This is a genomic window from Lysinibacillus sp. FSL K6-3209, assembly GCF_037976175.1.
Taxonomy (GTDB): domain Bacteria; phylum Bacillota; class Bacilli; order Bacillales_A; family Planococcaceae; genus Lysinibacillus; species Lysinibacillus sphaericus_D.
In genome coordinates this window covers 3,514,074-3,538,575 of record NZ_CP150264.1, presented here as the reverse complement: position 1 = coordinate 3,538,575, position 24,502 = coordinate 3,514,074, and the positions used below count along the sequence as shown (strand labels likewise).

The 24,502-nt window shown below is 42.7% G+C and carries 14 protein-coding genes, 40 tRNA genes and 4 rRNA genes; 52 read left to right on the top strand and 6 right to left on the bottom strand.

Going from position 1 to position 24,502, the window contains the following annotated elements:
• Window positions 1-28: 28 nt before the first annotated feature.
• Window positions 29-1,192 carry an iron-containing alcohol dehydrogenase gene (locus MHH88_RS17355; protein ID WP_339259637.1) on the top strand — a complete coding sequence of 388 codons (1,164 nt, stop codon included), beginning with the start codon at window positions 29-31 and terminating at the stop codon, window positions 1,190-1,192.
• Window positions 1,193-1,394: 202 nt separating this feature from the next.
• Window positions 1,395-2,084 carry a hypothetical protein gene (locus tag MHH88_RS17350; RefSeq protein ID WP_103977763.1) on the top strand — a complete coding sequence of 230 codons (690 nt, stop codon included), beginning with the start codon at window positions 1,395-1,397 and terminating at the stop codon, window positions 2,082-2,084.
• A 61-nt stretch (window positions 2,085-2,145) separates the two neighbouring features.
• On the opposite strand, the gene MHH88_RS17345 is transcribed toward MHH88_RS17350, so the two are convergent.
• On the bottom strand, window positions 2,146-3,129 hold the full coding sequence (locus MHH88_RS17345) for a cation diffusion facilitator family transporter (protein ID WP_339259634.1): 984 nt from the start codon (window positions 3,127-3,129) through the stop codon (window positions 2,146-2,148).
• Between the two features lie 12 nt (window positions 3,130-3,141).
• Window positions 3,142-3,864, bottom strand: a complete 723-nt coding sequence (locus MHH88_RS17340; protein WP_069509711.1) for an MgtC/SapB family protein — start codon at window positions 3,862-3,864, stop codon at window positions 3,142-3,144.
• 131 nt (window positions 3,865-3,995) lie between these two features.
• On the opposite strand from MHH88_RS17340, the gene MHH88_RS17335 reads away from it, so the two are divergent.
• The 24 genes from MHH88_RS17335 to MHH88_RS17220 all read left to right on the top strand — a co-directional run bounded on the left by MHH88_RS17335 (window position 3,996) and on the right by MHH88_RS17220 (window position 12,176).
• Window positions 3,996-4,967 carry a DMT family transporter gene (locus tag MHH88_RS17335; RefSeq protein WP_339259630.1) on the top strand — a complete coding sequence of 324 codons (972 nt, stop codon included), beginning with the start codon at window positions 3,996-3,998 and terminating at the stop codon, window positions 4,965-4,967.
• Between the two features lie 198 nt (window positions 4,968-5,165).
• A 16S ribosomal RNA gene (locus MHH88_RS17330) occupies window positions 5,166-6,717 on the top strand.
• 369 nt (window positions 6,718-7,086) lie between these two features.
• Window positions 7,087-10,014 (top strand): 23S ribosomal RNA (locus MHH88_RS17325).
• A 185-nt stretch (window positions 10,015-10,199) separates the two neighbouring features.
• Window positions 10,200-10,315: ribosomal RNA gene (gene rrf, locus MHH88_RS17320) — 5S ribosomal RNA — on the top strand.
• Together the 16S, 23S and 5S rRNA genes with 20 tRNA genes alongside form the textbook arrangement of a ribosomal RNA operon.
• Window positions 10,316-10,325: 10 nt before the next feature.
• Window positions 10,326-10,401 (top strand) — tRNA-Val (locus MHH88_RS17315).
• 3 nt (window positions 10,402-10,404) lie between these two features.
• Window positions 10,405-10,480: transfer RNA gene (locus MHH88_RS17310), tRNA-Thr, on the top strand.
• A 6-nt stretch (window positions 10,481-10,486) separates the two neighbouring features.
• Window positions 10,487-10,562: transfer RNA gene (locus tag MHH88_RS17305), tRNA-Lys, on the top strand.
• Between the two features lie 23 nt (window positions 10,563-10,585).
• Window positions 10,586-10,670 (top strand) — tRNA-Leu (locus MHH88_RS17300).
• Window positions 10,671-10,717: 47 nt separating this feature from the next.
• Window positions 10,718-10,792: transfer RNA gene (locus MHH88_RS17295), tRNA-Gly, on the top strand.
• A 4-nt stretch (window positions 10,793-10,796) separates the two neighbouring features.
• Window positions 10,797-10,885: transfer RNA gene (locus MHH88_RS17290), tRNA-Leu, on the top strand.
• A gap of 9 nt (window positions 10,886-10,894) precedes the next feature.
• A tRNA-Arg gene (locus MHH88_RS17285) sits at window positions 10,895-10,971 on the top strand.
• Window positions 10,972-10,980: 9 nt separating this feature from the next.
• A tRNA-Pro gene (locus tag MHH88_RS17280) sits at window positions 10,981-11,057 on the top strand.
• 22 nt (window positions 11,058-11,079) lie between these two features.
• Window positions 11,080-11,155 (top strand) — tRNA-Ala (locus MHH88_RS17275).
• 26 nt (window positions 11,156-11,181) lie between these two features.
• Window positions 11,182-11,255, top strand: a tRNA-Met gene (locus MHH88_RS17270).
• Window positions 11,256-11,262: 7 nt separating this feature from the next.
• Window positions 11,263-11,339, top strand: a tRNA-Ile gene (locus MHH88_RS17265).
• Window positions 11,340-11,354: 15 nt separating this feature from the next.
• Window positions 11,355-11,447 (top strand) — tRNA-Ser (locus MHH88_RS17260).
• 54 nt (window positions 11,448-11,501) lie between these two features.
• Window positions 11,502-11,576 (top strand) — tRNA-Met (locus MHH88_RS17255).
• Between the two features lie 3 nt (window positions 11,577-11,579).
• Window positions 11,580-11,655: transfer RNA gene (locus MHH88_RS17250), tRNA-Asp, on the top strand.
• A gap of 28 nt (window positions 11,656-11,683) precedes the next feature.
• Window positions 11,684-11,759: transfer RNA gene (locus MHH88_RS17245), tRNA-Phe, on the top strand.
• Window positions 11,760-11,764: 5 nt separating this feature from the next.
• Window positions 11,765-11,838, top strand: a tRNA-Gly gene (locus MHH88_RS17240).
• A gap of 2 nt (window positions 11,839-11,840) precedes the next feature.
• Window positions 11,841-11,917: transfer RNA gene (locus tag MHH88_RS17235), tRNA-Ile, on the top strand.
• 4 nt (window positions 11,918-11,921) lie between these two features.
• A tRNA-Asn gene (locus MHH88_RS17230) sits at window positions 11,922-11,998 on the top strand.
• 13 nt (window positions 11,999-12,011) lie between these two features.
• Window positions 12,012-12,102: transfer RNA gene (locus MHH88_RS17225), tRNA-Ser, on the top strand.
• A gap of 2 nt (window positions 12,103-12,104) precedes the next feature.
• A tRNA-Glu gene (locus tag MHH88_RS17220) sits at window positions 12,105-12,176 on the top strand.
• 101 nt (window positions 12,177-12,277) lie between these two features.
• On the opposite strand, the gene nadA is transcribed toward MHH88_RS17220, so the two are convergent.
• From nadA to nadB, 3 genes are read right to left on the bottom strand one after another with little or no spacing between them, the layout of a single operon-like run.
• On the bottom strand, window positions 12,278-13,381 hold the full coding sequence (gene nadA, locus MHH88_RS17215) for a quinolinate synthase NadA (RefSeq protein WP_339259628.1): 1,104 nt from the start codon (window positions 13,379-13,381) through the stop codon (window positions 12,278-12,280).
• The gene (gene nadC, locus MHH88_RS17210) at window positions 13,368-14,228 is read right to left on the bottom strand and encodes a carboxylating nicotinate-nucleotide diphosphorylase (RefSeq protein ID WP_339259626.1); all 861 of its coding nucleotides are present in this window, start codon (window positions 14,226-14,228) and stop codon (window positions 13,368-13,370) included. Before nadC ends, nadA begins: the two co-directional genes overlap by 14 nt.
• Window positions 14,185-15,771: an L-aspartate oxidase gene (gene nadB, locus MHH88_RS17205; RefSeq protein ID WP_339259624.1), complete on the bottom strand. Its 1,587-nt coding sequence runs from the start codon at window positions 15,769-15,771 to the stop codon at window positions 14,185-14,187. Before nadB ends, nadC begins: the two co-directional genes overlap by 44 nt.
• Before the next feature lie 99 nt (window positions 15,772-15,870).
• Between nadB and MHH88_RS17200 the strand changes: the two genes are divergently transcribed.
• The 26 genes from MHH88_RS17200 (at window position 15,871) to MHH88_RS17075 (ending at window position 23,357) form a co-directional block, all read left to right on the top strand.
• Entirely contained in the window at window positions 15,871-16,959 is a 1,089-nt protein-coding gene (locus MHH88_RS17200; RefSeq protein WP_339263113.1) for a cysteine desulfurase family protein, read from the top strand.
• Between the two features lie 628 nt (window positions 16,960-17,587).
• Window positions 17,588-17,703: ribosomal RNA gene (gene rrf, locus MHH88_RS17195) — 5S ribosomal RNA — on the top strand.
• 10 nt (window positions 17,704-17,713) lie between these two features.
• A tRNA-Val gene (locus MHH88_RS17190) sits at window positions 17,714-17,789 on the top strand.
• A 3-nt stretch (window positions 17,790-17,792) separates the two neighbouring features.
• Window positions 17,793-17,868 (top strand) — tRNA-Thr (locus MHH88_RS17185).
• A 6-nt stretch (window positions 17,869-17,874) separates the two neighbouring features.
• Window positions 17,875-17,950 (top strand) — tRNA-Lys (locus MHH88_RS17180).
• Between the two features lie 23 nt (window positions 17,951-17,973).
• Window positions 17,974-18,058, top strand: a tRNA-Leu gene (locus MHH88_RS17175).
• Between the two features lie 47 nt (window positions 18,059-18,105).
• Window positions 18,106-18,180: transfer RNA gene (locus tag MHH88_RS17170), tRNA-Gly, on the top strand.
• A gap of 4 nt (window positions 18,181-18,184) precedes the next feature.
• Window positions 18,185-18,273 (top strand) — tRNA-Leu (locus MHH88_RS17165).
• 9 nt (window positions 18,274-18,282) lie between these two features.
• Window positions 18,283-18,359 (top strand) — tRNA-Arg (locus tag MHH88_RS17160).
• 9 nt (window positions 18,360-18,368) lie between these two features.
• A tRNA-Pro gene (locus tag MHH88_RS17155) sits at window positions 18,369-18,445 on the top strand.
• A gap of 22 nt (window positions 18,446-18,467) precedes the next feature.
• Window positions 18,468-18,543 (top strand) — tRNA-Ala (locus tag MHH88_RS17150).
• A 26-nt stretch (window positions 18,544-18,569) separates the two neighbouring features.
• A tRNA-Met gene (locus MHH88_RS17145) sits at window positions 18,570-18,643 on the top strand.
• Window positions 18,644-18,650: 7 nt separating this feature from the next.
• A tRNA-Ile gene (locus tag MHH88_RS17140) sits at window positions 18,651-18,727 on the top strand.
• A 15-nt stretch (window positions 18,728-18,742) separates the two neighbouring features.
• Window positions 18,743-18,835, top strand: a tRNA-Ser gene (locus MHH88_RS17135).
• A gap of 54 nt (window positions 18,836-18,889) precedes the next feature.
• Window positions 18,890-18,964 (top strand) — tRNA-Met (locus MHH88_RS17130).
• A 3-nt stretch (window positions 18,965-18,967) separates the two neighbouring features.
• Window positions 18,968-19,043: transfer RNA gene (locus MHH88_RS17125), tRNA-Asp, on the top strand.
• Window positions 19,044-19,071: 28 nt separating this feature from the next.
• Window positions 19,072-19,147 (top strand) — tRNA-Phe (locus MHH88_RS17120).
• 5 nt (window positions 19,148-19,152) lie between these two features.
• A tRNA-Gly gene (locus tag MHH88_RS17115) sits at window positions 19,153-19,226 on the top strand.
• A 2-nt stretch (window positions 19,227-19,228) separates the two neighbouring features.
• Window positions 19,229-19,305, top strand: a tRNA-Ile gene (locus tag MHH88_RS17110).
• Window positions 19,306-19,309: 4 nt separating this feature from the next.
• Window positions 19,310-19,386 (top strand) — tRNA-Asn (locus MHH88_RS17105).
• 13 nt (window positions 19,387-19,399) lie between these two features.
• Window positions 19,400-19,490: transfer RNA gene (locus MHH88_RS17100), tRNA-Ser, on the top strand.
• Window positions 19,491-19,492: 2 nt separating this feature from the next.
• Window positions 19,493-19,564 (top strand) — tRNA-Glu (locus MHH88_RS17095).
• A gap of 169 nt (window positions 19,565-19,733) precedes the next feature.
• Window positions 19,734-20,945 carry a diaminopropionate ammonia-lyase gene (gene dpaL, locus MHH88_RS17090; RefSeq protein ID WP_339259622.1) on the top strand — a complete coding sequence of 404 codons (1,212 nt, stop codon included), beginning with the start codon at window positions 19,734-19,736 and terminating at the stop codon, window positions 20,943-20,945.
• Between the two features lie 145 nt (window positions 20,946-21,090).
• A complete protein-coding gene (locus MHH88_RS17085; protein ID WP_339259620.1) occupies window positions 21,091-21,852 on the top strand; it encodes a MerR family transcriptional regulator in 762 nt (253 codons plus the stop codon).
• 73 nt (window positions 21,853-21,925) lie between these two features.
• Window positions 21,926-22,375, top strand: coding sequence for a TraR/DksA C4-type zinc finger protein (locus MHH88_RS17080; protein WP_069513943.1), 450 nt, complete (start codon window positions 21,926-21,928; stop codon window positions 22,373-22,375).
• A gap of 55 nt (window positions 22,376-22,430) precedes the next feature.
• Window positions 22,431-23,357, top strand: coding sequence for a dipeptidase (locus MHH88_RS17075; RefSeq protein WP_339259618.1), 927 nt, complete (start codon window positions 22,431-22,433; stop codon window positions 23,355-23,357).
• Window positions 23,358-23,529: 172 nt separating this feature from the next.
• Here the strand turns inward: MHH88_RS17075 and MHH88_RS17070 are convergent, their stop codons facing one another.
• Window positions 23,530-24,450, bottom strand: coding sequence for a 1,4-dihydroxy-2-naphthoate polyprenyltransferase (locus MHH88_RS17070; RefSeq protein ID WP_339259616.1), 921 nt, complete (start codon window positions 24,448-24,450; stop codon window positions 23,530-23,532).
• Window positions 24,451-24,502 lie beyond the last annotated feature (52 nt).

Below are 24,502 nucleotides of genomic sequence, written 5' to 3'. Positions count from 1 at the left end.
AAAATCCAACTAGAAAGGGGCGATTTCCATGAATTCATTTACATTTTATAATCCAGTGAAGTTACATTTTGGTGAAGATGCGTTAGAGAAATTACCGAAAGAATTAGCGCAGTTCGGTCAGAAAGTGCTAGTTGTTTATGGCGGAGGTAGTATTAAAAAGAATGGTGTGTATAATGCTGTCGTTGAAAAATTACAAGAAGCGGGCAAGACCATTTTTGAATTGAGTGGTGTTGAGCCCAATCCGCGTGTAGAGACAGCTCGTCTAGGCATAGAGATTTGTAAAAAGGAAGGGATTGACCTTGTGCTCGCTGTCGGAGGTGGTTCTGTTATTGACTGTTCCAAATTAATAGTAGCTGGGGCTAAATACGACGGGGACGCATGGGATATTGTCAAAAGAAAATTTGTGGTGAAAGATGCCCTACCGTTAGGAACGGTGTTAACACTAGCTGCAACGGGCTCTGAAATGAATTCCGGTTCGGTCATTACGAACGCTTCAACAGAAGAAAAATTCAGTTGGGGTAGCCCTGCTGTCTTCCCTAAGTTTTCTATTTTAAATCCAGCATACACAGTGACTGTGCCAAAAAATCATACAGTCTACGGTATAGTGGATATGATGTCCCATGTCTTTGAACAATACTTTCATAATGCAACCAACACACCCATTACTGATGAAATGTGTGAAGGTGTACTAAGAACAGTAATTAGCACGGCCCCTAGACTTATCGAAGATTTAGAGAATGTGACATTACGGGAAACGATTTTACTAGCAGGAACAATTGGTTTAAATGGCTTTTTATCAATTGGTTCCCAAGGGGATTGGGCTTCGCACAATATTGAACATGCCGTATCAGCCATTTATGATATACCGCATGCAGGTGGTTTAGCAATATTGCAACCACATTGGATGCGTCTAAATGTATCGGTTAATCCTGAGCGCTTTGCGGGTATTGCGACACGCGTCTTTGGTGTTGATGCAACTGGAAAGACAACAGAGGAAGTTGCTCATGAGGGGATTGATCGTCTATCGGCATTTTGGACATCTTTAGGTGCACCAAATCGTTTAGCTGATTATGATATTGATGATGCAAAATTCGACCAAATAGTTGAACATGCCATGGAAAATGGACCTTTTGGCAACTTCAATAAGTTACAAGAAGAAGATGTACGTACAATTTTACAAAATGCACGCTAGGTTATAGTGTGACAGATAAGGATGTATCAAAGAGTGAGATTATCACTTTTGATACATCTTTTTTCTTTTACTCATTACATAAAATCGACTACAAACAACTGTCGATTATTTGGGTTAATTGTCAAAAATGTTCAGAATTTGTTCAGGTAATTTTTTTAAAATGAATGTAATCATTTTTGAATTGACAGGGGATGTAGAGAGAATGTTAAAACAATTGATTGAAAACCATATTACGATGCACTGTGAGAGTCATTTTTTTCAGCCGAATATTTACGAACTGAAAAATTGTATCGAAGTATTAGGAATTGAAGCGACTGCGTTACGAATGGACAATGATCAAATTGCCGCAGGATATGTAGTCGACAATCGTATATTTTTTAAAAGCATGCGATATGGACAAACGACGATCACATTAACTGATGGTCAAAGGGAAGCGATTGTGCACCTTTATGTTCGTCCTTCTGGAGAAATGATGCTGGAGGTAACGCCGAATTTAGAAGATGCTGAAATCGTGCTAGTATATTATCGAACGATTTTAGCTGAAACGGCGATTGCAATTGATTTAAAAGGGGCTTTAAAACACTATTTAGTAGCGCATAATCTTATGAATGATGAAGATGCCATTACCGAAGTGCATTATAAATCGATGCATCCGAATGTACTGAAAGATTCCTATGCAGGTAATTTTGTTTTAGGTTGTCATCCAAACGGAGAGCCGTTAACAAATGCTGAAGAATTTGAATTAGCCAATCGTCTGGCTACATTAGAATTTTCGAAAATTATGATTCAACAGGGTGGCGTACAAAAAATGATTTGTTTAAGAATGCTTCTAACTTTTATGATTACAGATTATGTAATTGTCTCACAGAAACTTGAATGCATTTGTAAATGATAGACTTTTTTACGTATTTTATATTAAATAGCCAACTGCCTAGCTGGCAATTGGCTATTTGTTATTGTTCTTTTGTAGGTCGTTCCCCAACATGCTGCCAATTTAATCTACCATCATCCTCATCAAATAAAATAGCTACTTTTGAAACGCCTTTTTGACTTAGTAGTACTTCTGTTAAATGGTCGCGTACATCATCCAAATATGCAAGGGATAGATTCGGGTCAGCTTCTGCCACAAGCTCTACATGTAAAAATTCTCCTTCTTTAATTACTTCTAAACGCACGATATCTTTAATATTTGAGTTATCCATTACAAGATGAGCAATATGATTCAGCATTTCCTCATCCGTTTCACCAATAACACCACGTGCGTTATCTAGGAATACCTTGCCAACTACATAAAACATCATACAGCCAATAATGATTGACACAAGTCCTTCAATTCTCGCCCAACCAGTAAAATGCGCAATAAGGATTGCGGCAAAGGCTAAAACGTTACCACCTGTAGCTACTAGATCTTCCATAAAAACTAATTTAGTTGCAGGTTTTGCACGTTTTAAATACGTAAATGCTTTTGCGATAGAAGCGAGGCCAGCTTTTTCTTGTCCAGCCTCATGTAGCACCTCGACTGCTGCTTTTGCAAGAACCGTACCTTCTAATACAATCCCAATAAACAACACACCGAGTGCAATAAACATTCCTTTCGATTCACCTGAAGGATGCATAAAATGATGCCAGCCTTCCTTAATCGTCTCATAAGATAGGATGGCTACAATAATTACGGCGAATAAACAAACAAGATTAACAATTCGCCCAAAGCCTCCTGGAAATTGCTTTGTAGGTGCTTTTTTCGAAAGGGCGGAGCCGATATAGACGAAAAATTGGTTTGCAGCATCACCAAGGGAGTGCATCATTTCGGCAAACATAGCCACATTGCCTGTGAAGAAAAAAGCAATCCCTTTAATGATTCCTAAAAAGGCGTTTACAAATGCAGCCATCAGGGAGGGTTTATTACCGTCTTTTAATAGTTTTAATATTTCTGTCATAGAGTCCTCCAACTAGTTTAAAATTTCCATTTCTATTTTTTCAATATAAGGTAAGGTACGTAATGAACGATAAAACGACAGTAAGTTATCTGAGACAATTAACGATAAACGGAAATCTAATTCGTGTAATACTTGATCATTCGCTATTGGTATATCTTTAATACGAATATTTTCAATTACAATGTTGTTTTCCTTTAAAAAAAGAAGAAATGATTCTGTATGGTCATCATTATCAATCTGGACTTTTAATGATACTTCTCGCATCCGAATTCGTTTTGGTCCGATTTTCATAAGAAAAGGAGATAAAACTTCGATGCCGAAAACAATGATAATTACTGCAAGTGTTGCATCCATGTAGAAGCCTGCACCAACAGCAATCCCAATACCAGCAGCTCCCCAGATCATAGCTGCAGTAGTTAAGCCAGAAATACTATCATTACCTCGTCTTAAAATGACACCTGCTCCAAGAAATCCGATGCCGCTAACTACTTGTGCTGCTAAACGAAGGGGATCCATTGTAATATTTATATCTCCTCTTGGAGGTGTTGAGTATGCAGTTTCGATAGAAATAATGGTAAGTAAGCAGCTAAATGTAGCAATCACCAAACTAGTTTTTAATCCAACAGGCTTCTTTTTTAATTCCCTTTCAATACCGATTACTAAACTTAATGTGGCTGCAATCACTAATTTTATTCCAACTTCATATGTAATCATATTCTCCAATAATGTTTCCAAACGCAACCCTCCATTGTTATTTCGTATTGCTAAGAGATATGCAAGCTGTCATTATTATATGTACATTACTTTTTTGTATTGTACATCACGCAAGTAATGAAGTATAAGCTTTTTTTATGGAGGTGTATTCAATGAACGAACCAAAGATTCATCCATATATCCCAATTTTTATAGGTGTTATTTCAGTATCTTTATCAGCTATATTTGTGAAATTAGCAACTGCGGATGCTGGTGTTATTGCTTTTTATCGTATGTTGTTTTCTGTCATAATCATGGCACCACTATTTTTTTGGAAATATACCAATGAATTAAAACAGCTATCTATTCGAGATTGGTGTTTTTCTTCTATAGCGGGTGTTTTTTTAGCTTTTCACTTTATTTTGTGGTTTGAGTCACTAAATTACACATCTGTTGCAAGCTCAACTGTGCTTGTGACACTTCAACCACTTTTTGCGTTTATAGGTACATACTTTTTCTTTAAAGAGGCGATTACTGTAAAAACTATTTTTGCAGGGGCTATTGCCATTGTTGGAAGTGTATTAATAAGCTGGGGTGATTTTAAACTAAGTGGATCTGCGTTTTATGGGGATATGCTTGCTCTAATTGCTTGTGCACTTATTACAATATACTTATTATTTGGCCAAGATGTACGAAAACGATTATCTCTTGTGACTTATACAATGATTGTTTACGCAGTAAGTACGATTACATTGTATTTCTATGTTTTATTAAAAGGGGAATCATTTGGTCCATATTCGTCTATGGATTGGATGTGGTTTATTTTATTAGCAATTGTCCCTAATTTATTAGGACATACTTTATTTAATTGGTCTATTAAATATGTTAGTACGAATGTTGTATCAATTGCTATATTATTTGAACCAATCGGAGCGGCAGTATTAGCTTTTATTATTTTTAAAGAGTATTTAATCGCTACACAAATCATTGGTGGATGCATTGTAATAGCAGGGATTCTACTATTTGTAGTGGATGATAAAAAGATTTTAAAGTTTTTTTATGAAAAAAGCTTGATTTTTATATTGGTATATTATATATTATTACTTGTCCTTAACAAGAAGGACGACTTGAAAATAAAGAATTAAAAAGTTGTTGACTTCTTGTTGAATACAAGTTATGATAATAAAGTCGCTGAAAACAAGCGGCAATAAATGAACCTTGAAAACTGAACAAGCAAAACGTAATCAATATAGTTTTTACTAGCTAACTTCGTTAGTGAACGAAACAAAATTTTGGACATCAAAATTGATGCCAGCAAAACAATTTGAGCTAATCAAATTTCTTTTATGGAGAGTTTGATCCTGGCTCAGGACGAACGCTGGCGGCGTGCCTAATACATGCAAGTCGAGCGAACAGAGAAGGAGCTTGCTCCTTTGACGTTAGCGGCGGACGGGTGAGTAACACGTGGGCAACCTACCTTATAGTTTGGGATAACTCCGGGAAACCGGGGCTAATACCGAATAATCTATTGTCCCTCATGGGACAATACTGAAAGACGGTCTCGGCTGTCGCTATAGGATGGGCCCGCGGCGCATTAGCTAGTTGGTGAGGTAACGGCTCACCAAGGCGACGATGCGTAGCCGACCTGAGAGGGTGATCGGCCACACTGGGACTGAGACACGGCCCAGACTCCTACGGGAGGCAGCAGTAGGGAATCTTCCACAATGGGCGAAAGCCTGATGGAGCAACGCCGCGTGAGTGAAGAAGGATTTCGGTTCGTAAAACTCTGTTGTAAGGGAAGAACAAGTACAGTAGTAACTGGCTGTACCTTGACGGTACCTTATTAGAAAGCCACGGCTAACTACGTGCCAGCAGCCGCGGTAATACGTAGGTGGCAAGCGTTGTCCGGAATTATTGGGCGTAAAGCGCGCGCAGGTGGTTTCTTAAGTCTGATGTGAAAGCCCACGGCTCAACCGTGGAGGGTCATTGGAAACTGGGAGACTTGAGTGCAGAAGAGGATAGTGGAATTCCAAGTGTAGCGGTGAAATGCGTAGAGATTTGGAGGAACACCAGTGGCGAAGGCGACTATCTGGTCTGTAACTGACACTGAGGCGCGAAAGCGTGGGGAGCAAACAGGATTAGATACCCTGGTAGTCCACGCCGTAAACGATGAGTGCTAAGTGTTAGGGGGTTTCCGCCCCTTAGTGCTGCAGCTAACGCATTAAGCACTCCGCCTGGGGAGTACGGTCGCAAGACTGAAACTCAAAGGAATTGACGGGGGCCCGCACAAGCGGTGGAGCATGTGGTTTAATTCGAAGCAACGCGAAGAACCTTACCAGGTCTTGACATCCCGTTGACCACTGTAGAGATATGGTTTTCCCTTCGGGGACAACGGTGACAGGTGGTGCATGGTTGTCGTCAGCTCGTGTCGTGAGATGTTGGGTTAAGTCCCGCAACGAGCGCAACCCTTGATCTTAGTTGCCATCATTTAGTTGGGCACTCTAAGGTGACTGCCGGTGACAAACCGGAGGAAGGTGGGGATGACGTCAAATCATCATGCCCCTTATGACCTGGGCTACACACGTGCTACAATGGACGATACAAACGGTTGCCAACTCGCGAGAGGGAGCTAATCCGATAAAGTCGTTCTCAGTTCGGATTGTAGGCTGCAACTCGCCTACATGAAGCCGGAATCGCTAGTAATCGCGGATCAGCATGCCGCGGTGAATACGTTCCCGGGCCTTGTACACACCGCCCGTCACACCACGAGAGTTTGTAACACCCGAAGTCGGTGAGGTAACCTTTTGGAGCCAGCCGCCGAAGGTGGGATAGATGATTGGGGTGAAGTCGTAACAAGGTAGCCGTATCGGAAGGTGCGGCTGGATCACCTCCTTTCTAAGGATATTTTCGGAATACAAACCTTGGGTTTGTAAGATTACGTTTTGCGTTCAGTTTTGAAGGTTCATCATTACGATGAAATACTTCAAAACTGTGCTCCTGTCGCTACGCTTTCGTCGCAAATTTGCGAAGAAGTAGAAACAGGTAGTGAATTTGTTCTTTGAAAACTGGATAAAACGACATTGAAATTGTAACAAACACATTTATTTTTTAAATTAAGTTTTTAGGCTTAATAACTAATAATAGGGTTTCAAGACACAAGCAGTTCTAGGAAGCGAACGAGTGAATGAAGGAGCGTACTTACGTACGTGACTGATTGAACGAGAGAAGCTGACAACGAAATGCGCAGTGGATTGGAAGCCGATAGGTTAAGTTATTAAGGGCGCACGGCGAATGCCTTGGCACTAGGAGCCGAAGAAGGACGGCACTAACACCGATATGCTTCGGGGAGCTGTAAGTGAGCTTTGATCCGGAGATTTCCGAATGGGGGAACCCACTACGTTTAATCGCGTAGTATCTTGACGTGAATACATAGCGTCTTGAAGGCAGACCCAGGGAACTGAAACATCTAAGTACCTGGAGGAAGAGAAAGAAAAATCGATTCCCTGAGTAGCGGCGAGCGAAACGGGAAGAGCCCAAACCAAGAGGCTTGCCTCTTGGGGTTGTAGGACACTCTATACGGAGTTACAAAGGAATGAGTTAGATGAAGCGACTTGGAAAGGTCCGCCAGAGCAGGTAAAAGCCCTGTAGTCGAAAGTTTATTCCCTCCAGAGTGGATCCTGAGTACGGCGGAACACGTGAAATTCCGTCGGAATCCGGGAGGACCATCTCCCAAGGCTAAATACTACCTAGTGACCGATAGTGAACCAGTACCGTGAGGGAAAGGTGAAAAGCACCCCGGGAGGGGAGTGAAAGAGATCCTGAAACCGTGTGCCTACAAGTAGTTAGAGCCCGTTAATGGGTGATAGCGTGCCTTTTGTAGAATGAACCGGCGAGTTACGATTACGTGCGAGGTTAAGCTTTAGAAGGCGGAGCCGCAGCGAAAGCGAGTCTGAATAGGGCGAATTAGTACGTGGTCGTAGACCCGAAACCAGGTGATCTACCCATGTCCAGGGTGAAGGTGAGGTAACACTTACTGGAGGCCCGAACCCACGCACGTTGAAAAGTGCGGGGATGAGGTGTGGGTAGCGGAGAAATTCCAATCGAACTTGGAGATAGCTGGTTCTCTCCGAAATAGCTTTAGGGCTAGCCTCGTGATGAGAATACTGGAGGTAGAGCACTGTTTGGACTAGGGGGCCATCCCGGTTTACCGAATTCAGACAAACTCCGAATGCCAGATATTTATACACGGGAGTCAGACTGCGAGTGATAAGATCCGTAGTCAAAAGGGAAACAGCCCAGACCACCAGCTAAGGTCCCAAAGTAATCGTTAAGTGGAAAAGGATGTGGCGTTGCACAGACAACCAGGATGTTGGCTTAGAAGCAGCCATCATTTAAAGAGTGCGTAATAGCTCACTGGTCGAGTGACGCTGCGCCGAAAATGTATCGGGGCTAAACGATTCACCGAAGCTGTGGATTGACATCTACGATGTCAGTGGTAGGAGAGCGTTCTAAGTGCGTTGAAGTCAGACCGGAAGGACTGGTGGAGCGCTTAGAAGTGAGAATGCCGGTATGAGTAGCGAAAGACGGGTGAGAATCCCGTCCACCGTATGACTAAGGTTTCCTGAGGAAGGCTCGTCCGCTCAGGGTTAGTCGGGACCTAAGCCGAGGCCGATAGGCGTAGGCGATGGACAACAGGTTGATATTCCTGTACCACCTCCTCACCGTTTGAGAAATGGGGGGACGCAGTAGGATAGGGTAAGCGCGCCGTTGGTTGTGCGCGTCCAAGCAGTAAGGCGTGTGTGTAGGCAAATCCGCACACTGTAACGTTGAGCTGTGATGGCGAGTCCGTATGGACGAAGTTCCTGATTTCACACTGCCAAGAAAAGCCTCTATCGAGGTGAGAGGTGCCCGTACCGCAAACCGACACAGGTAGTCGAGGAGAGAATCCTAAGGTGTGCGAGAGAACTCTCGTTAAGGAACTCGGCAAAATGACCCCGTAACTTCGGGAGAAGGGGTGCTCTTGAGCGTGCAAGCGCATGAGAGCCGCAGTGAATAGGCCCAGGCGACTGTTTAGCAAAAACACAGGTCTCTGCAAAACCGTAAGGTGACGTATAGGGGCTGACGCCTGCCCGGTGCTGGAAGGTTAAGAGGAGTGGTTAGCGCAAGCGAAGCTGCGAATTGAAGCCCCAGTAAACGGCGGCCGTAACTATAACGGTCCTAAGGTAGCGAAATTCCTTGTCGGGTAAGTTCCGACCCGCACGAAAGGCGTAACGATCTGGGCACTGTCTCAACGAGAGACTCGGTGAAATTATAGTACCTGTGAAGATGCAGGTTACCCGCGACAGGACGGAAAGACCCCGTGGAGCTTTACTGTAGCCTGATATTGAATTTTGGTACAACTTGTACAGGATAGGTAGGAGCCAGAGATCTCGGAGCGCCAGCTTCGAAGGAGGCGTCGGTGGGATACTACCCTGGTTGTATTGAAATTCTAACCCATGCCCCTTAGCGGGGCAGGAGACAGTGTCAGGCGGACAGTTTGACTGGGGCGGTCGCCTCCTAAAAGGTAACGGAGGCGCCCAAAGGTTCCCTCAGAATGGTTGGAAATCATTCGTAGAGTGTAAAGGCACAAGGGAGCTTGACTGCGAGACCTACAAGTCGAGCAGGGTCGAAAGACGGGCTTAGTGATCCGGTGGTTCCGCATGGAAGGGCCATCGCTCAACGGATAAAAGCTACCCCGGGGATAACAGGCTTATCTCCCCCAAGAGTCCACATCGACGGGGAGGTTTGGCACCTCGATGTCGGCTCATCGCATCCTGGGGCTGTAGTCGGTCCCAAGGGTTGGGCTGTTCGCCCATTAAAGCGGTACGCGAGCTGGGTTCAGAACGTCGTGAGACAGTTCGGTCCCTATCCGTCGTGGGCGTAGGAAATTTGAGAGGAGCTGTCCTTAGTACGAGAGGACCGGGATGGACACACCGCTGGTGTACCAGTTGTCTTGCCAAAGGCATCGCTGGGTAGCTATGTGTGGACGGGATAAGTGCTGAAAGCATCTAAGCATGAAGCCCCCCTCAAGATGAGATTTCCCATTACGCAAGTAAGTAAGATCCCTCAAAGACGATGAGGTAGATAGGTTCGAGGTGGAAGTGTGGTGACACATGGAGCTGACGAATACTAATCGATCGAGGACTTAACCAAAAAGTTTGAAACATTCAATGAACCGTTTATCCAGTTTTGAAAGAACAACCTTTCATAAAAGGGTTTCAAGATACGAGTAGTTCGCGGAAGCAATTGAGAGAAGGAAGGAGCGTACATCTGTACGTGACTGACTGAACGAATGAAGCTGACAAAGAAATACGATGTATATTGAAAGCCGTAAATAGTCTAGTGATGATGGCAAAGAGGTCACACCCGTTCCCATACCGAACACGGAAGTTAAGCTCTTTAGCGCCGATGGTAGTTGGGGGCTTCCCCCTGTGAGAGTAGGACGTCGCTAGGCATAATACCCAGGAGGATTAGCTCAGCTGGGAGAGCATCTGCCTTACAAGCAGAGGGTCGGCGGTTCGAGCCCGTCATCCTCCACCATATGCCGGTTTAGCTCAGCAGGTAGAGCAACTGACTTGTAATCAGTAGGTCGTGGGTTCGATTCCTATAGCCGGCACCATTTTTTGAGCCATTAGCTCAGTTGGTAGAGCATCTGACTTTTAATCAGAGGGTCGAAGGTTCGAGTCCTTCATGGCTCACCATTTTTAATTGCCAACAATAAGATGCGGGTGTGGCGGAATTGGCAGACGCACTAGACTTAGGATCTAGCGCCGCAAGGCGTGGGGGTTCGACTCCCTTCACCCGCACCATTTTATTTGAATTTGATAATTGCCAGGATAAATAATCTTATGCACATGCGGAAGTAGTTCAGTGGTAGAACACCACCTTGCCAAGGTGGGGGTCGCGAGTTCGAACCTCGTCTTCCGCTCCAATGTGCCGGGGTGGCGGAACTGGCAGACGCACAGGACTTAAAATCCTGCGGTAGGTGACTACCGTGCCGGTTCGATTCCGGCCCTCGGCACCATTTTATCAAGCGCCCGTAGCTCAATTGGATAGAGCGTCTGACTACGGATCAGAAGGTTGTGGGTTCGACTCCTGCCGGGCGCGCCAATAAATGAACGGGAAGTAGCTCAGCTTGGTAGAGCACTTGGTTTGGGACCAAGGGGTCGCAGGTTCGAATCCTGTCTTCCCGACCATTTTCAAAAAATTGTAACTTATGGGGCCTTAGCTCAGCTGGGAGAGCGCCTGCCTTGCACGCAGGAGGTCAGCGGTTCGATCCCGCTAGGCTCCACCATAATTTATAACCAGTATAAAGATCCTGGCGGCGTAGCTCAGCTGGCTAGAGCGTACGGTTCATACCCGTAAGGTCGGGGGTTCGATCCCCTCTGCCGCCATCTTAAAGGACCTTTAGCTCAGTTGGTTAGAGCAGACGGCTCATAACCGTCCGGTCGCAGGTTCGAGTCCTGCAAGGTCCACCATTTATATAATAGTACGGAGGTATACCCAAGTCTGGCTGAAGGGATCGGTCTTGAAAACCGACAGGCGGGTAACACCGCGCGGGGGTTCGAATCCCTCTACCTCCTCCAGTTTTAATTTTAGTAAATGGTGTACAAAAAACTCGAAGTGAATAAACATATTATCGCGGGGTGGAGCAGTGGTAGCTCGTCGGGCTCATAACCCGAAGGTCGTTGGTTCAAATCCAGCCCCCGCAACCAAATGGTCCCGTGGTGTAGCGGTTAACATGCCTGCCTGTCACGCAGGAGATCGCCGGTTCGATCCCGGTCGGGACCGCCATTTTAAAATAGGTTCAGTCAAAGTATATGGGTCAGTAGCTCAGTTGGTAGAGCATTAGATTGAAGCTCTAAGTGTCGGCGGTTCGATTCCGTCCTGACCCACCATATACGCGGGTGTAGTTTAATGGTAAAACCTCAGCCTTCCAAGCTGATGTCGTGAGTTCGATTCTCATCACCCGCTCCAATGGGCCTATAGCTCAGCTGGTTAGAGCGCACGCCTGATAAGCGTGAGGTCGATGGTTCGAGTCCATTTAGGCCCACCATTATTCCGAAGTAGCTCAGTTGGTAGTAGCACCTGACTGTTAATCAGGTTGTCGCAGGTTCGAGTCCTGCCTTCGGAGCCATTTTTTTATTTATGGGGAAGTACTCAAGAGGCTGAAGAGGCGCCCCTGCTAAGGGTGTAGGTCGGGTAACCGGCGCGAGGGTTCAAATCCCTCCTTCTCCGCCATTGGCCCCTTGGTCAAGCGGTTAAGACACCGCCCTTTCACGGCGGTAACACGGGTTCGAATCCCGTAGGGGTCATACTAAAACACAGTCGCTATGAGCAATCATAGCGACTGTGTTTTTTTTGTCTAGATCATTTTAAAAATCGTCTACCATTAAATCGGTAGACGATTTTTTGCTTAACTACGTGATAGCATTCTTTCAAGAGAGCTACGAGCTTCTTCAGCCGTTGACGCATCCACTTGAATGCGATTATGTGGCTTGCCTTGGTCAATACTTTCAAGTGACCAAAGTAAATGTGGAAGGTCGATTCGATTCATTGTAAGACAAGGGCAGAAGTTTTCGTTTAAAGAGATTATATGTTTATCAGGATGTTGTTGAATAATGCGGTTTACTAGATTCATTTCTGTTCCGATTGCCCACGCCGAGCCGCTTGGGGCGTTATTAATCGTATCGAGAATATATTTTGTAGAGCCTGCATCATCTGCAGCAGCTACCACTTCACGGCTACATTCAGGATGAACAATAATGCGCATATTTGGATATGTTTGACGAACCTTAGCAGTATGTTGTACTGTAAAACCTTCATGCACCGAACAGTGTCCTTTCCACAATATGACTTTGATTTTTTCTGGTGATTGGTCTGTTTCAAGTGTATTTGTATGAGGATTCCAAACCGCCATACTTTCTAGTGGAACACCTAAGTCAAATGCAGTGTTTCTACCCAAATGCTGATCTGGTAAAAATAAAATACGCTGCTTTTGTGAAAAAGCCCATTTTACCATTTCTTTGGCATTGGAGGAGGTTACGCAAGCTCCACCGTGACGACCAGTAAATGCTTTAATGGCTGCAGTCGAATTTACATATGTTAACGGCAATATTGTATTGCCAAAAAGTTGTTGTAAAATAGGCCAAGCTTGCTCTGTTTGATAAATATCCGCCATATCTGCCATGGAACAACCTGCACGCATATCAGGTAAATAAACATGCTGTCTTTCAGTAGTGAGCATATCAGCTGTCTCGGCCATAAAATGTACTCCACAAAAAACGATATGTTCTGCTTCTGTATTAGCAGCAGAAATTTGAGCAAGCTGTAAGGAATCTCCTGTGGCATCAGCAAATTGAATCACTTCATCTTTTTGATAGTGATGTCCAGGAATAAAAAGCTTCTTACCTAGTTTCTTTTTAATAGCTAAAATTCGAGACTCCATTTCGGTCGTTGATAATGTGCGGTAATGCTCAGGAAGTAATGAAGTTTGTTGTAGTAGACTAGTGATGGACAAGTGTATGCTCTCCTTTCATTTGTACAAGTGCACTTATATCAAAGGCTTTTACTGAATGAGTTAGTGAACCTAGTGAAATCCATTGAATACCTGACTTTGCATAAGCATGTAAATTTTCTAATGTAATACCACCAGAAGCTTCAGTAGCAATATGTGATGGAACGGATTGAATCCAAGCTGCTATTTCTTCAGGCGTACAATTATCGAACATAATAATGTCTACACCTGCTGCAATGGCTTCATCTAATTGAGTTTTCGTTTCAATCTCTACCTCGATTTTTACCGTATGCCCAATTTTTTTACGAGCGGTTTGTACAGCTTCTGTAATACTACCAGCAAAAGCAATATGATTATCCTTGAGCATAATCGCATCGTATAAACCACTTCGATGATTATAAGCACCACCTATACGTACAGCATATTTATCAAGCATTCTTAAGCCTGGAATCGTTTTACGTGTATCGCAAATTTTTGCAGTAGTTCCTGCAGTTTCCTGAACTGCTCTATTGGCTGCCGTGGCGATAGCAGACATGCGCTGAATAAGATTTAAAATCACCCGTTCTCCTATTAATAATTTCTGTAGTGGTCCTTTAATAACTGCAAGAATATCACCATAGTTCACGGCATCACCATCATTTTTATGCATTGTGATCTGCATGGAAGGATCGAGTAACCGAAAACCATGTTCGATAATAGGTGTTCCACAAAAAATACCACTATCTTTTGCATAAAAGGAAAAGGAACCTGTTTGCTCAACTGAAAAGATAAGTTCGCTTGATAAATCCCCATCTCCTATGTCCTCATTAAAAAATTGTTTGAGCATTTCCTCGAGCTTGATGATATTCATACAATGAATTCCTCACTTTCATTTGTCCTTGTTGAAAAATAATCCAGCGCCGTGCCCAGTCTGTATCACTGTTAGGCGTATCGTTGCGAATATGAGCGCCACGAGTTTCTGTTCGTGTAAGAGCTGCATGCACCATCAGCGAAGCAACAATATGCATCATGTAGAGTTCAAGATGCTGTGCATTGAAATTCATCACATTCACTTGAAGTAAATCTTGTAATGCAGGCAATTGCTCTGCAAAATGCCGCATATCGATAGGGTTTCGAACGATGCCTAATGTATGCATCATTGTTTGTTGTAATTGCTCTTTCGGTAATAATGGGGGCATCGACTGATGATATTTTGCATCAGCAAGCGTGAAATTCGTTTGGTTGCAACCAGTTTGTATGATATATTGAGCCATCTTTTGGCCGAATGTGATGCCTTCCAGTAATGAATTGCTAGCTAAACGATTTGCTCCATGAACGCCCGTACAAGCAACTTCGCCAACAGCATACAGGTTAGCAATCGTAGTTCTTCCTATGTCATCAGCTATAACGCCCCCCATTAAGAAATGACTTCCAGGTGCTACAGGGATTAGGCCATTTTGTAAATCAATACCGTTGTCATTGCAAAGTTTTGTAATCGTAGGGAATTTCTCTTCAAAGTGCTGAATGCTTGTAATATCAATAAATGTTTCTTGCCCAGATGCGCGCTTTATATATAATGTGTGGGCAGTAATATGACGTGGTGCTAAATCAAGCAGTGGATGTACACCTGCCATAATAGGTTCACGTTGTGCATTAACAAAAATACCTCCAGCGCCTCGAACAGCTTCAGAAACTAATCCTTTAGCCTCTCCATGACACCATAATAAACTTGGATGAAATTGCATAAATTCCATATCACTGATGGCAGCGCCTGCGCGATATGCTAATGCAATACCATCTCCCGTATTCGTGGCATAGTTAGAAGTGCTTGGATAAAGAGCACCTGCACCACCTGTAGCAAGAATGACATGATGGGCAAAGTAACGTTTCAATCCTTCTTCACCCTTTGTTAGGACGCCAATACACGCGCCATTGCTGTTTAACATCAATTCATAAGCCAATTCATTGCAATGAATAGAAATGTTTGGCGGTAGGTGTTTAAGTAAGTAATCAATCAATATTTGACCAGTCCTATCGCCCCCAGCATGTAAAATACGATGATGACTATGAGCTCCTTCTAAGCCAAGTGCTGGTTCACCGGTTTCTTGCCGATCGATGGGCAATCCCTCTAAGAGAAATTGTCTCATAATGGTAGAACCATCCTTTATAAGTGTTTCAACAAATTTTTTCTCATGATGGAATTCACCGGCAGCTAATGTATCAGCAATATGCAAATTTGTATGATCTTCAGGACTAGTAACGGCAGCTATGCCTCCTTGTGCACGATAAGAGCTACTCATTTTAACAGAGGATTTCGTAACAATCTGTACTTGAAAATGCTGTCCAAGTAGTCGTGCTGCTTGAAGTGATGCAATGCCACTACCAATAATTAGTATGTCTGTCTTTACATCCATAGGTCTACCTTCTTTACAGTTGTCTTGACACATATCTTTACATAAAATAAAAAGGAAAACAAGACTTGATGACTGGAAAGGGAGAATTAGATGATTTACATGGATTATGCAGCAACATCCCCAATGTCGAATAAAGCACTTGAGGCTTATTGTGAAGTAGCAAAACGTTATTATGGAAATAGTGCGAGTTTACATGATTTAGGAGGACAAGCAAATTACTTTGTAGAACAGGCGAGAGCTATTGTAGCAAGAACGCTTGGCGTTAAAAGTGATGGGATTATTTTTACTGGAAGCGGAACAGAAGGGAATTTACTCTCGATTTTATCACTGGCTTTAGCTTCAAAAAAAGGCAAGCATATAATTTCATCGCAAGCTGAGCATACGTCTGTCCATGCAGCATTAAATACACTTGAGAAAATGGGTTATTCCGTTACAAAATTACCTTTACAACTGGATGGGTGTATTCAAGTCAATCAGGTACGAGAGGCTATAAGAGAGGATACAGCATTAATAACAATTCAACATGTAAATTCTGAAATAGGCTCTATCCAACCAGTGGAAGAAATTGCTTTAATAGCAAACAGTCAAAATATATTTTTTCATGTAGATTGTGTACAGTCCTTTTGTAAGCTTCCAACTACTTCTTTTTGTGCAAATGTAGATGCAATTACCATTTCCGCCCATAAAATAGGAGGGCCCAAAGGATGTGGAGCTATATTTATAAATCCTCAAATTCGAGTGCCATCTTTAACACCTGGCGTGACACATGAACGTGGTTTACGTGGGGGAACATTAGATACACCTGCCATTGTATCGTTTGCGACAGCCATTGAAAACTATCATTTTGAGCGTCAACATTATGAATTGTTGCGCAAATATTTACAAAGCAATTTACCATCAGCTTGTCGATTAATTGAGTGTGTGGAGCAACTACCTAATATATGTGGTTTGATGATGGACAAAGTGGAAGGTCAATACGTGTTACTAAAATTAAACGAAGCCGGGATTTGTATTTCAACTGGTAGTGCTTGTGATATACACAGTGAATCTGGCACAAAAGCAATTATATCAATGGGTTATACAGTGGAGGAAGCACGACAGTTTTTTAGAATATCATTTGGACCAACAACAACATTTGAAGAAATTGATCAATTAACCTTTGTGTTGTCTAATATTGTAAAATTCTAAAATAAAGTAGGATATACGTTAGAACTGTATTGAACAAAGCCTTTAATTTTAACTTATAATTATTACTTCCTGTGGAAATTAAAGGCTTCTCGGTTCTGATAAATTGCTTCTTGACGTTACTAGTATAAGCATGAGCTTTAAGTGATAACTCAAAAGCGGTAACATCTAAAACTTAATGTTGAAAAGAAGTAATAACTACCTTTACGATAGGGATGTAAACTAGCACGACCATTAAAGAAACAGTAGTAGTGTTTGTTAAAAAATATACGTCCTTTTGTCGACAATCTAACTATTTTATTTATTTGTGTAAATAAAATGTTTTCTTTTGGAAAAACAATTGCTATAATGGTTAGTAGAGCGATAAATTCTCTCACATAGCAAAAATATCTTCAAAAAGTAATAATTTCTTTTTTTTATAAAAAAGTGTTGCATTCTCTAGATAAACGTTATACAATAATTCTTGTCTTGAAGGACAGGTAAATAACTTCAAAACGAAATACATAAAAGTTTCGAGATAAAAGCTATTCGCAAAAGTGGTTGAGAGAAGGAAGAAGCGTACTCTAGTATGTAACTGACCGAACACATGAAGCTAATGCAGTAATACTTTGGATTGAAAGTCGAAACATAGTCTAGTGATGATGGCAAAGAGGTCACACCCGTTCCCATACCGAACACGGAAGTTAAGCTCTTTAGCGCCGATGGTAGTTGGGGGCTTCCCCCTGTGAGAGTAGGACGTCGCTAGGCATAATACCCAGGAGGATTAGCTCAGCTGGGAGAGCATCTGCCTTACAAGCAGAGGGTCGGCGGTTCGAGCCCGTCATCCTCCACCATATGCCGGTTTAGCTCAGCAGGTAGAGCAACTGACTTGTAATCAGTAGGTCGTGGGTTCGATTCCTATAGCCGGCACCATTTTTTGAGCCATTAGCTCAGTTGGTAGAGCATCTGACTTTTAATCAGAGGGTCGAAGGTTCGAGTCCTTCATGGCTCACCATTTTTAATTGCCAACAATAAGATGCGGGTGTGGCGGAATTGGCAGACGCACTAGACTTAGGATCTAGCGCCGCAAGGCGTGGGGGTTCGACTCCCTTCACCCGCACCATTTTATTTGAATTTGATAATTGCCAGGATAAATAATCTTATGCACATGCGGAAGTAGTTCAGTGGTAGAACACCACCTTGCCAAGGTGGGGGTCGCGAGTTCGAACCTCGTCTTCCGCTCCAATGTGCCGGGGTGGCGGAACTGGCAGACGCACAGGACTTAAAATCCTGCGGTAGGTGACTACCGTGCCGGTTCGATTCCGGCCCTCGGCACCATTTTATCAAGCGCCCGTAGCTCAATTGGATAGAGCGTCTGACTACGGATCAGAAGGTTGTGGGTTCGACTCCTGCCGGGCGCGCCAATAAATGAACGGGAAGTAGCTCAGCTTGGTAGAGCACTTGGTTTGGGACCAAGGGGTCGCAGGTTCGAATCCTGTCTTCCCGACCATTTTCAAAAACTTGTAACTTATGGGGCCTTAGCTCAGCTGGGAGAGCGCCTGCCTTGCACGCAGGAGGTCAGCGGTTCGATCCCGCTAGGCTCCACCATAATTTATAACCAGTATAAAGATCCTGGCGGCGTAGCTCAGCTGGCTAGAGCGTACGGTTCATACCCGTAAGGTCGGGGGTTCGATCCCCTCTGCCGCCATCTTAAAGGACCTTTAGCTCAGTTGGTTAGAGCAGACGGCTCATAACCGTCCGGTCGCAGGTTCGAGTCCTGCAAGGTCCACCATTTATATAATAGTACGGAGGTATACCCAAGTCTGGCTGAAGGGATCGGTCTTGAAAACCGACAGGCGGGTAACACCGCGCGGGGGTTCGAATCCCTCTACCTCCTCCAGTTTTAATTTTAGTAAATGGTGTACAAAAAACTCGAAGTGAATAAACATATTATCGCGGGGTGGAGCAGTGGTAGCTCGTCGGGCTCATAACCCGAAGGTCGTTGGTTCAAATCCAGCCCCCGCAACCAAATGGTCCCGTGGTGTAGCGGTTAACATGCCTGCCTGTCACGCAGGAGATCGCCGGTTCGATCCCGGTCGGGACCGCCATTTTAAAATAGGTTCAGTCAAAGTATATGGGTCAGTAGCTCAGTTGGTAGAGCATTAGATTGAAGCTCTAAGTGTCGGCGGTTCGATTCCGTCCTGACCCACCATATACGCGGGTGTAGTTTAATGGTAAAACCTCAGCCTTCCAAGCTGATGTCGTGGGTTCGATTCCCATCACCCGCTCCAATGGGCCTATAGCTCAGCTGGTTAGAGCGCACGCCTGATAAGCGTGAGGTCGATGGTTCGAGTCCATTTAGGCCCACCATTATTCCGAAGTAGCTCAGTTGGTAGTAGCACCTGACTGTTAATCAGGTTGTCGCAGGTTCGAGTCCTGCCTTCGGAGCCATTTTTTTATTTATGGGGAAGTACTCAAGAGGCTGAAGAGGCGCCCCTGCTAAGGGTGTAGGTCGGGTAACCGGCGCGAGGGTTCAAATCCCTCCTTCTCCGCCATTGGCCCCTTGGTCAAGTGGTTAAGACACCGCCCTTTCACGGCGGTAACACGGGTTCGAATCCCGTAGGGGTCATACTAAAACGCAGTAAATGTGATTTCACATTTACTGCGTTTTTTTTGCTAGATTAAAAATTTGAGAGAGCATCGTTTCCGACTGTCTATTTATAAATCCAATGATGATTCTCTTTACTAGTATTATTAGGTAATATAGGTATAAGCAATAATAGAGGGGGATCATACGAATGAGCGAAAACTTAAGATGGGTGTATAATCGACAATATCATTTACAAGAGAATTTAGAACAAGGTAAAGATATACTACAAAAATTTACAGTAGAACAGGTTAATTGTGTGGAAAGATTCCATCATACATATGAAAATTTTGAAAAAACACCTATACATGATTTAGATGCTTTAGCACTGCATCTTGGGGTTAGTAAGATTTTTGTTAAAGATGAGTCCTATCGCTTTGGCTTAAATGCGTTTAAGGTGTTAGGTGGTATTTATGCGATTGGCAAATATATTGCGAAATTGCTAGATCAAAATATTGATGAATTGTCTTTTGAACAATTAAAACTACCTGAAGTGAAAGAAAAATTAGGCGACTGTACCTTTATTTCAACGACAGATGGCAATCATGGGCGCGGGGTTGCTTGGGCAGCAAGGGAACTTGGCTGTAAGGCGCGAATTTATATGCCTGCTGGTAGTGCGGAAGAGCGCTTGCAAAATATTAAAAATGAAGGCGCATATGCAGAAATCACTTCAATGAATTATGATGAAACGGTAAGGTATACCTCACAGCTTGCAAAGGATAATGGCTGGATAGTGATACAGGATACAATGTGGGAAGGTTACGAAGAGATTCCATTATGGATTATGCAAGGCTATACAACATTGGCAAAAGAGATTGTTGACCATTTGCAAGAAGCACCGACCCATGTATTTTTACAGGCAGGTGTAGGTTCATTTGCAGGAGCTATAGTCGCTTTTTTACAACAATATTATGGTCAGCAACTAACATTTGTTTTAATTGAACCAGATGCAGCTAATTGCTTTTATGAGAGTTTTAACCGAGGAACAGGACAGTTTGTTACTGTCGGTGGAGAAATGCAAACCATTATGGCTGGCTTAGCATGTGGGGAGCCTAACCCTATCGCTTGGGATATTTTAAAAGCATATACAAAGGTAAGTATTAGTTGTAGTGAGAAGGTAGCTGCAACGGGTATGCGCGTCTTGGGAAATCCACTTGGCGCGGATAATCGTATTGTTGCAGGAGAATCAGGAGCAGCGCCATTTGGATGTTTTTATGAATTAATGACAAATGAGGATTACTATGATTTAAAGGTAGCTTTACAGCTCAATCCAAAGTCAAAGATATTGTTTGTTAGTACAGAGGGAGACACAGACGTAGAAAACTACAGAAATATAGTGTGGCATGGGAAGTATGCTAAATAGGAAAGGTGAGCATCTTGGAATTTTCTGAGATGTTCTTTTTTATGTTATGGTTTTGATAATTCAGCGATTATGTATTTTATATTGTTTTAACCCTTGACCTTAACGCTGCGGAAAGGTTTACAGTATAAATATGGAGGTGAAAGCAATGGAGTATACCATTTTACAGCTTGCTAAATTGTCAGGGGTAAGTACGAGAACGTTGCGGTATTATGATGAAATTGATTTACTAAAGCCGGCAAGAACAAATGAAGCAGGGTATCGCTTTTATGGGCAACAAGAAGTCGATATTCTTCAGCAAATTTTGTTTTATAAAGCGTTAGATATGAAGCTTGAAACCATTTACAACATTATTCATGCACCTGAATTTCAACATATATCAGCATTAAAAACACATCGTGATGCTTTATTACAACGAAAAAAACAGCTAGATCAATTATTAAAAACAGTGGAACAAACCATTCAATCGATTGAGGAGGAACAACCAATGACGAACGAAGAGAAATTTGAAGGCTTTAAAGAAATGCTGATTGAGGAAAATGAAAAACAATACGGTAAAGAAATTCGTGCAAACTATGGCGATGAAAAGGTCGATGCATCGAATGCGAAGTTTAAGAATTTATCAGAGGAACAATATAAGGCAATGCAGCAACTCGAACAGCAACTATTTGAACGATTAAAAGAGGCAATGGCTATAGGCGACGTGAAAAATGATGTCGCCATGGAAGTGGCAGAACTGCATAAGCGTTGGCTGAGCTTTTCGTGGTCGCAATATACAAAGGAAGCACATGCTGGTTTAGCACAAATGTATATAGCAGATGAACGTTTTACTGCATATTACGATCAACATGTGTCAGAAGGTGCTACTCAATTTCTCCATGATGTAATTAGAGAATACACACAAAACTAATGGAATCCTTCTCATACAGATGTTTTAGAAATAGATATTTAGGAAAAAATGAAAGTATGAGGAGGAGATTTTTTTGAATCAACAAATGATCGAAAAGTTTAAAAACCAATTACAGCAGGAATTACAAGAACTAGAGAAGCAGCTAGAAGAATCAGAGCGACCGCAGGCAACAGAGCTCTCAAATTATGATAACCATCCAGCTGATAATGCAAGTGATTTAACAGACCAACTTACAGAGATGGCCATTGATGAACATCGCAGTGACCATGCTGAAGAAATCGAGCATGCGCTGCAAGCAATAGAAGATGGCACATATGGTAAGTGCGCTGTATGTGGCGAAGAAATTCCGTTAGGCCGTTTAGAGGCTATGCCACATGCATTGACATGTGTAGAGCATGCTGAGCAAAGAGACGATTTACTGCGACCAGTAGAAGAAGATGTGTTATCCTCTTTACCAAAATCAGATGATTTCGAAGAGCTTGAGGAATTTGGTTCGTCTGATACACCATCAGATAAAATGTAAAAAATAAGAGCATTTCTTCCCTTAAACAGTATAATAACTGTATGAGGTGATTGACATGGAAATAATTGATTTACATTGTGATGTTTTATTAAAGTTAACGACATTAGAAGAACCGAAATTTGGAAATGATAGCCGATTACATGCTAATAAAGAAAGACTGCAATTAGGGCAAGTAAAAGCACAAGTATTTGCCATTTTTATCGACCCTGAAATACCTCAAAGTATGCAATTTTTAGAGGTTATGCGCCAAATTGAAGCCTTTCATACACAAGTATTACAAACAGAGGGCATGGTGCATATTACGGAATGGTCACAACTCGATACGTTAGCACCTCATGAAATTGGTGCTATCTTAAGTTTAGAAGGCTGTAGTGCAATTGGCGAGGATTTGACAAAGCTTTCCGCCATTTTGGATGCAGGTGTTATGTTAGTAGGTCTTACATGGAATGAAGAGAATGCTGTAGCCTATGGTGCTGAGCAAGATGCTAGCCTCGGTTTAAAGCCATTTGGTAAGGAAGTTGTTAATATGCTAAATGAGCGGGATATTATCATTGATGTTGCCCATTTAAATGAGCAAGGATTTTGGGATGTACTGCCGCTAGCAAAGCATATTATTGCTAGCCATAGCAATGCACGTGCCATTTGTGACCACCCGCGTAATTTAACAGATCAACAGGCTAAGGCACTTGTTGAGCATGGGGGGCATATTCATCTAGTCTACTACCCGCATTTTATTGGCGACAATGCAACAATGGATGATTTAATTGAGCATATAAAGCATCTGGCAAGTGTCGTTGGAATAGAGCATCTTGGGGTAGGTTCTGATTTTGACGGAATAGATATGACAATCAAAGGTCTTGCACATGCAGGTGAGGCGCAAAATTTATTAGAGATGTTACGTGAGCATTTTTCAGATGAAGAAGTTCGCGGAATTGCGCATAATAATTTCAAACAATATTTAAAAAAAGCAGCAACTAAATAAAGTTGCTGCTTTAGCGTGTCAACAGAGTAAAAATCGCTACGAAGTTATTTCTGCTATAGGCAAACGCACACCGATAGTCGCCATTTTCTAACTTGCCTGTGATGCGCCCACATTTAACGTTTTATGTTGTGCTCGTTGAAGTCGCTGCCTCCGTTGCAATCAACTAACCATATTAATAAAAGAAATAATTTACTAATAAACCAATTGCTAATAGGAAACCGAAGAATGTATTTGTTTGCGCTGTAAATTTCATCGCGGGCATTACTTCTTTGGCTTCTTTTTTATCGCGGAAAATTTGGATTGCTCGGAGTGGCTTCGGTACACTTAGGAAAATGATAAGCGCCCAAAAAGTAATCCCATCAATGGCTACTAATGCGATAACCCAAAGGTACGAAACGATGAAAAAGCCAGATAACACAGAAATAGCACGGTCGCGGCCTACTAAAATGGCCAGTGTTTTACGTCCACCTTCTGTATCGCCAACGATGTCACGAATATTATTAGAAAGCATAATGGCGCCAACTAAAATCATACTCGGAACAGAAAGTAATACCGCATCTAATGTGACAGTAAGTGTTTGAATGTAAAAGGCAATTAAGACAATACCCATCCCCATGACTGCGCCTGAAACAAGCTCTCCAAAAGGTGAATATGCGATAGGGTACGGCCCTCCTGTATATAGAAAACCTATAAGCATACATACTAGTCCAACTGCAGCAAGCCACCAAGAAGTGGAAGCACAAATATAAATGCCAAGTAGCATAGCTAGTGCATAAAAGCTTAAGGCAATCAGCATAATCGTTTTCGGTTGAACACCGTGACGCACAATCGTGCCACCAATGCCGACAGAATGTTCATTATCTAATCCTAACTTGTAATCATAATATTCGTTGAACATATTTGTTGCTGCTTGAATCAGCATACTGGCAATCAGCATTGCAAAAAACAGTCCAAAATGAATGGTTTCTTTTTCAATTGCTAGCGCAATCGCTGTTCCTAAAAATACTGGAACAAATGAAGCGGTTAAAGTATGTGGACGAGTTAAATGCCACCAAACTTTAAAACCCCTATCAGCTTCAATGACTTTGGTCATAAGGTCTTTCTCTCCTTCAACTATTGTAGACTCTTCTTATTTTATACGAAGA

Bases quoted from the DNA above. Each gene is read 5' to 3' on its own strand.
- MHH88_RS17345 (WP_339259634.1), bottom strand. From the start codon at position 3,129: ATGACAGAAATATTAAAACTATTAAAAGACGGTAATAAACCCTCCCTG.
- nadC (WP_339259626.1), bottom strand. From the start codon at position 14,228: ATGAATATCATCAAGCTCGAGGAAATGCTCAAACAATTTTTTAATGAG.
- dpaL (WP_339259622.1), top strand. From the start codon at position 19,734: ATGAGCGAAAACTTAAGATGGGTGTATAATCGACAATATCATTTACAA.
- nadB (WP_339259624.1), bottom strand. From the start codon at position 15,771: ATGGATGTAAAGACAGACATACTAATTATTGGTAGTGGCATTGCATCA.
- MHH88_RS17350 (WP_103977763.1), top strand. From the start codon at position 1,395: ATGTTAAAACAATTGATTGAAAACCATATTACGATGCACTGTGAGAGT.
- MHH88_RS17355 (WP_339259637.1), top strand. From the start codon at position 29: ATGAATTCATTTACATTTTATAATCCAGTGAAGTTACATTTTGGTGAA.
- MHH88_RS17075 (WP_339259618.1), top strand. From the start codon at position 22,431: ATGGAAATAATTGATTTACATTGTGATGTTTTATTAAAGTTAACGACA.
- MHH88_RS17085 (WP_339259620.1), top strand. From the start codon at position 21,091: ATGGAGTATACCATTTTACAGCTTGCTAAATTGTCAGGGGTAAGTACG.
- MHH88_RS17070 (WP_339259616.1), bottom strand. From the start codon at position 24,450: ATGACCAAAGTCATTGAAGCTGATAGGGGTTTTAAAGTTTGGTGGCAT.
- MHH88_RS17335 (WP_339259630.1), top strand. From the start codon at position 3,996: ATGAACGAACCAAAGATTCATCCATATATCCCAATTTTTATAGGTGTT.
- MHH88_RS17200 (WP_339263113.1), top strand. From the start codon at position 15,871: ATGGATTATGCAGCAACATCCCCAATGTCGAATAAAGCACTTGAGGCT.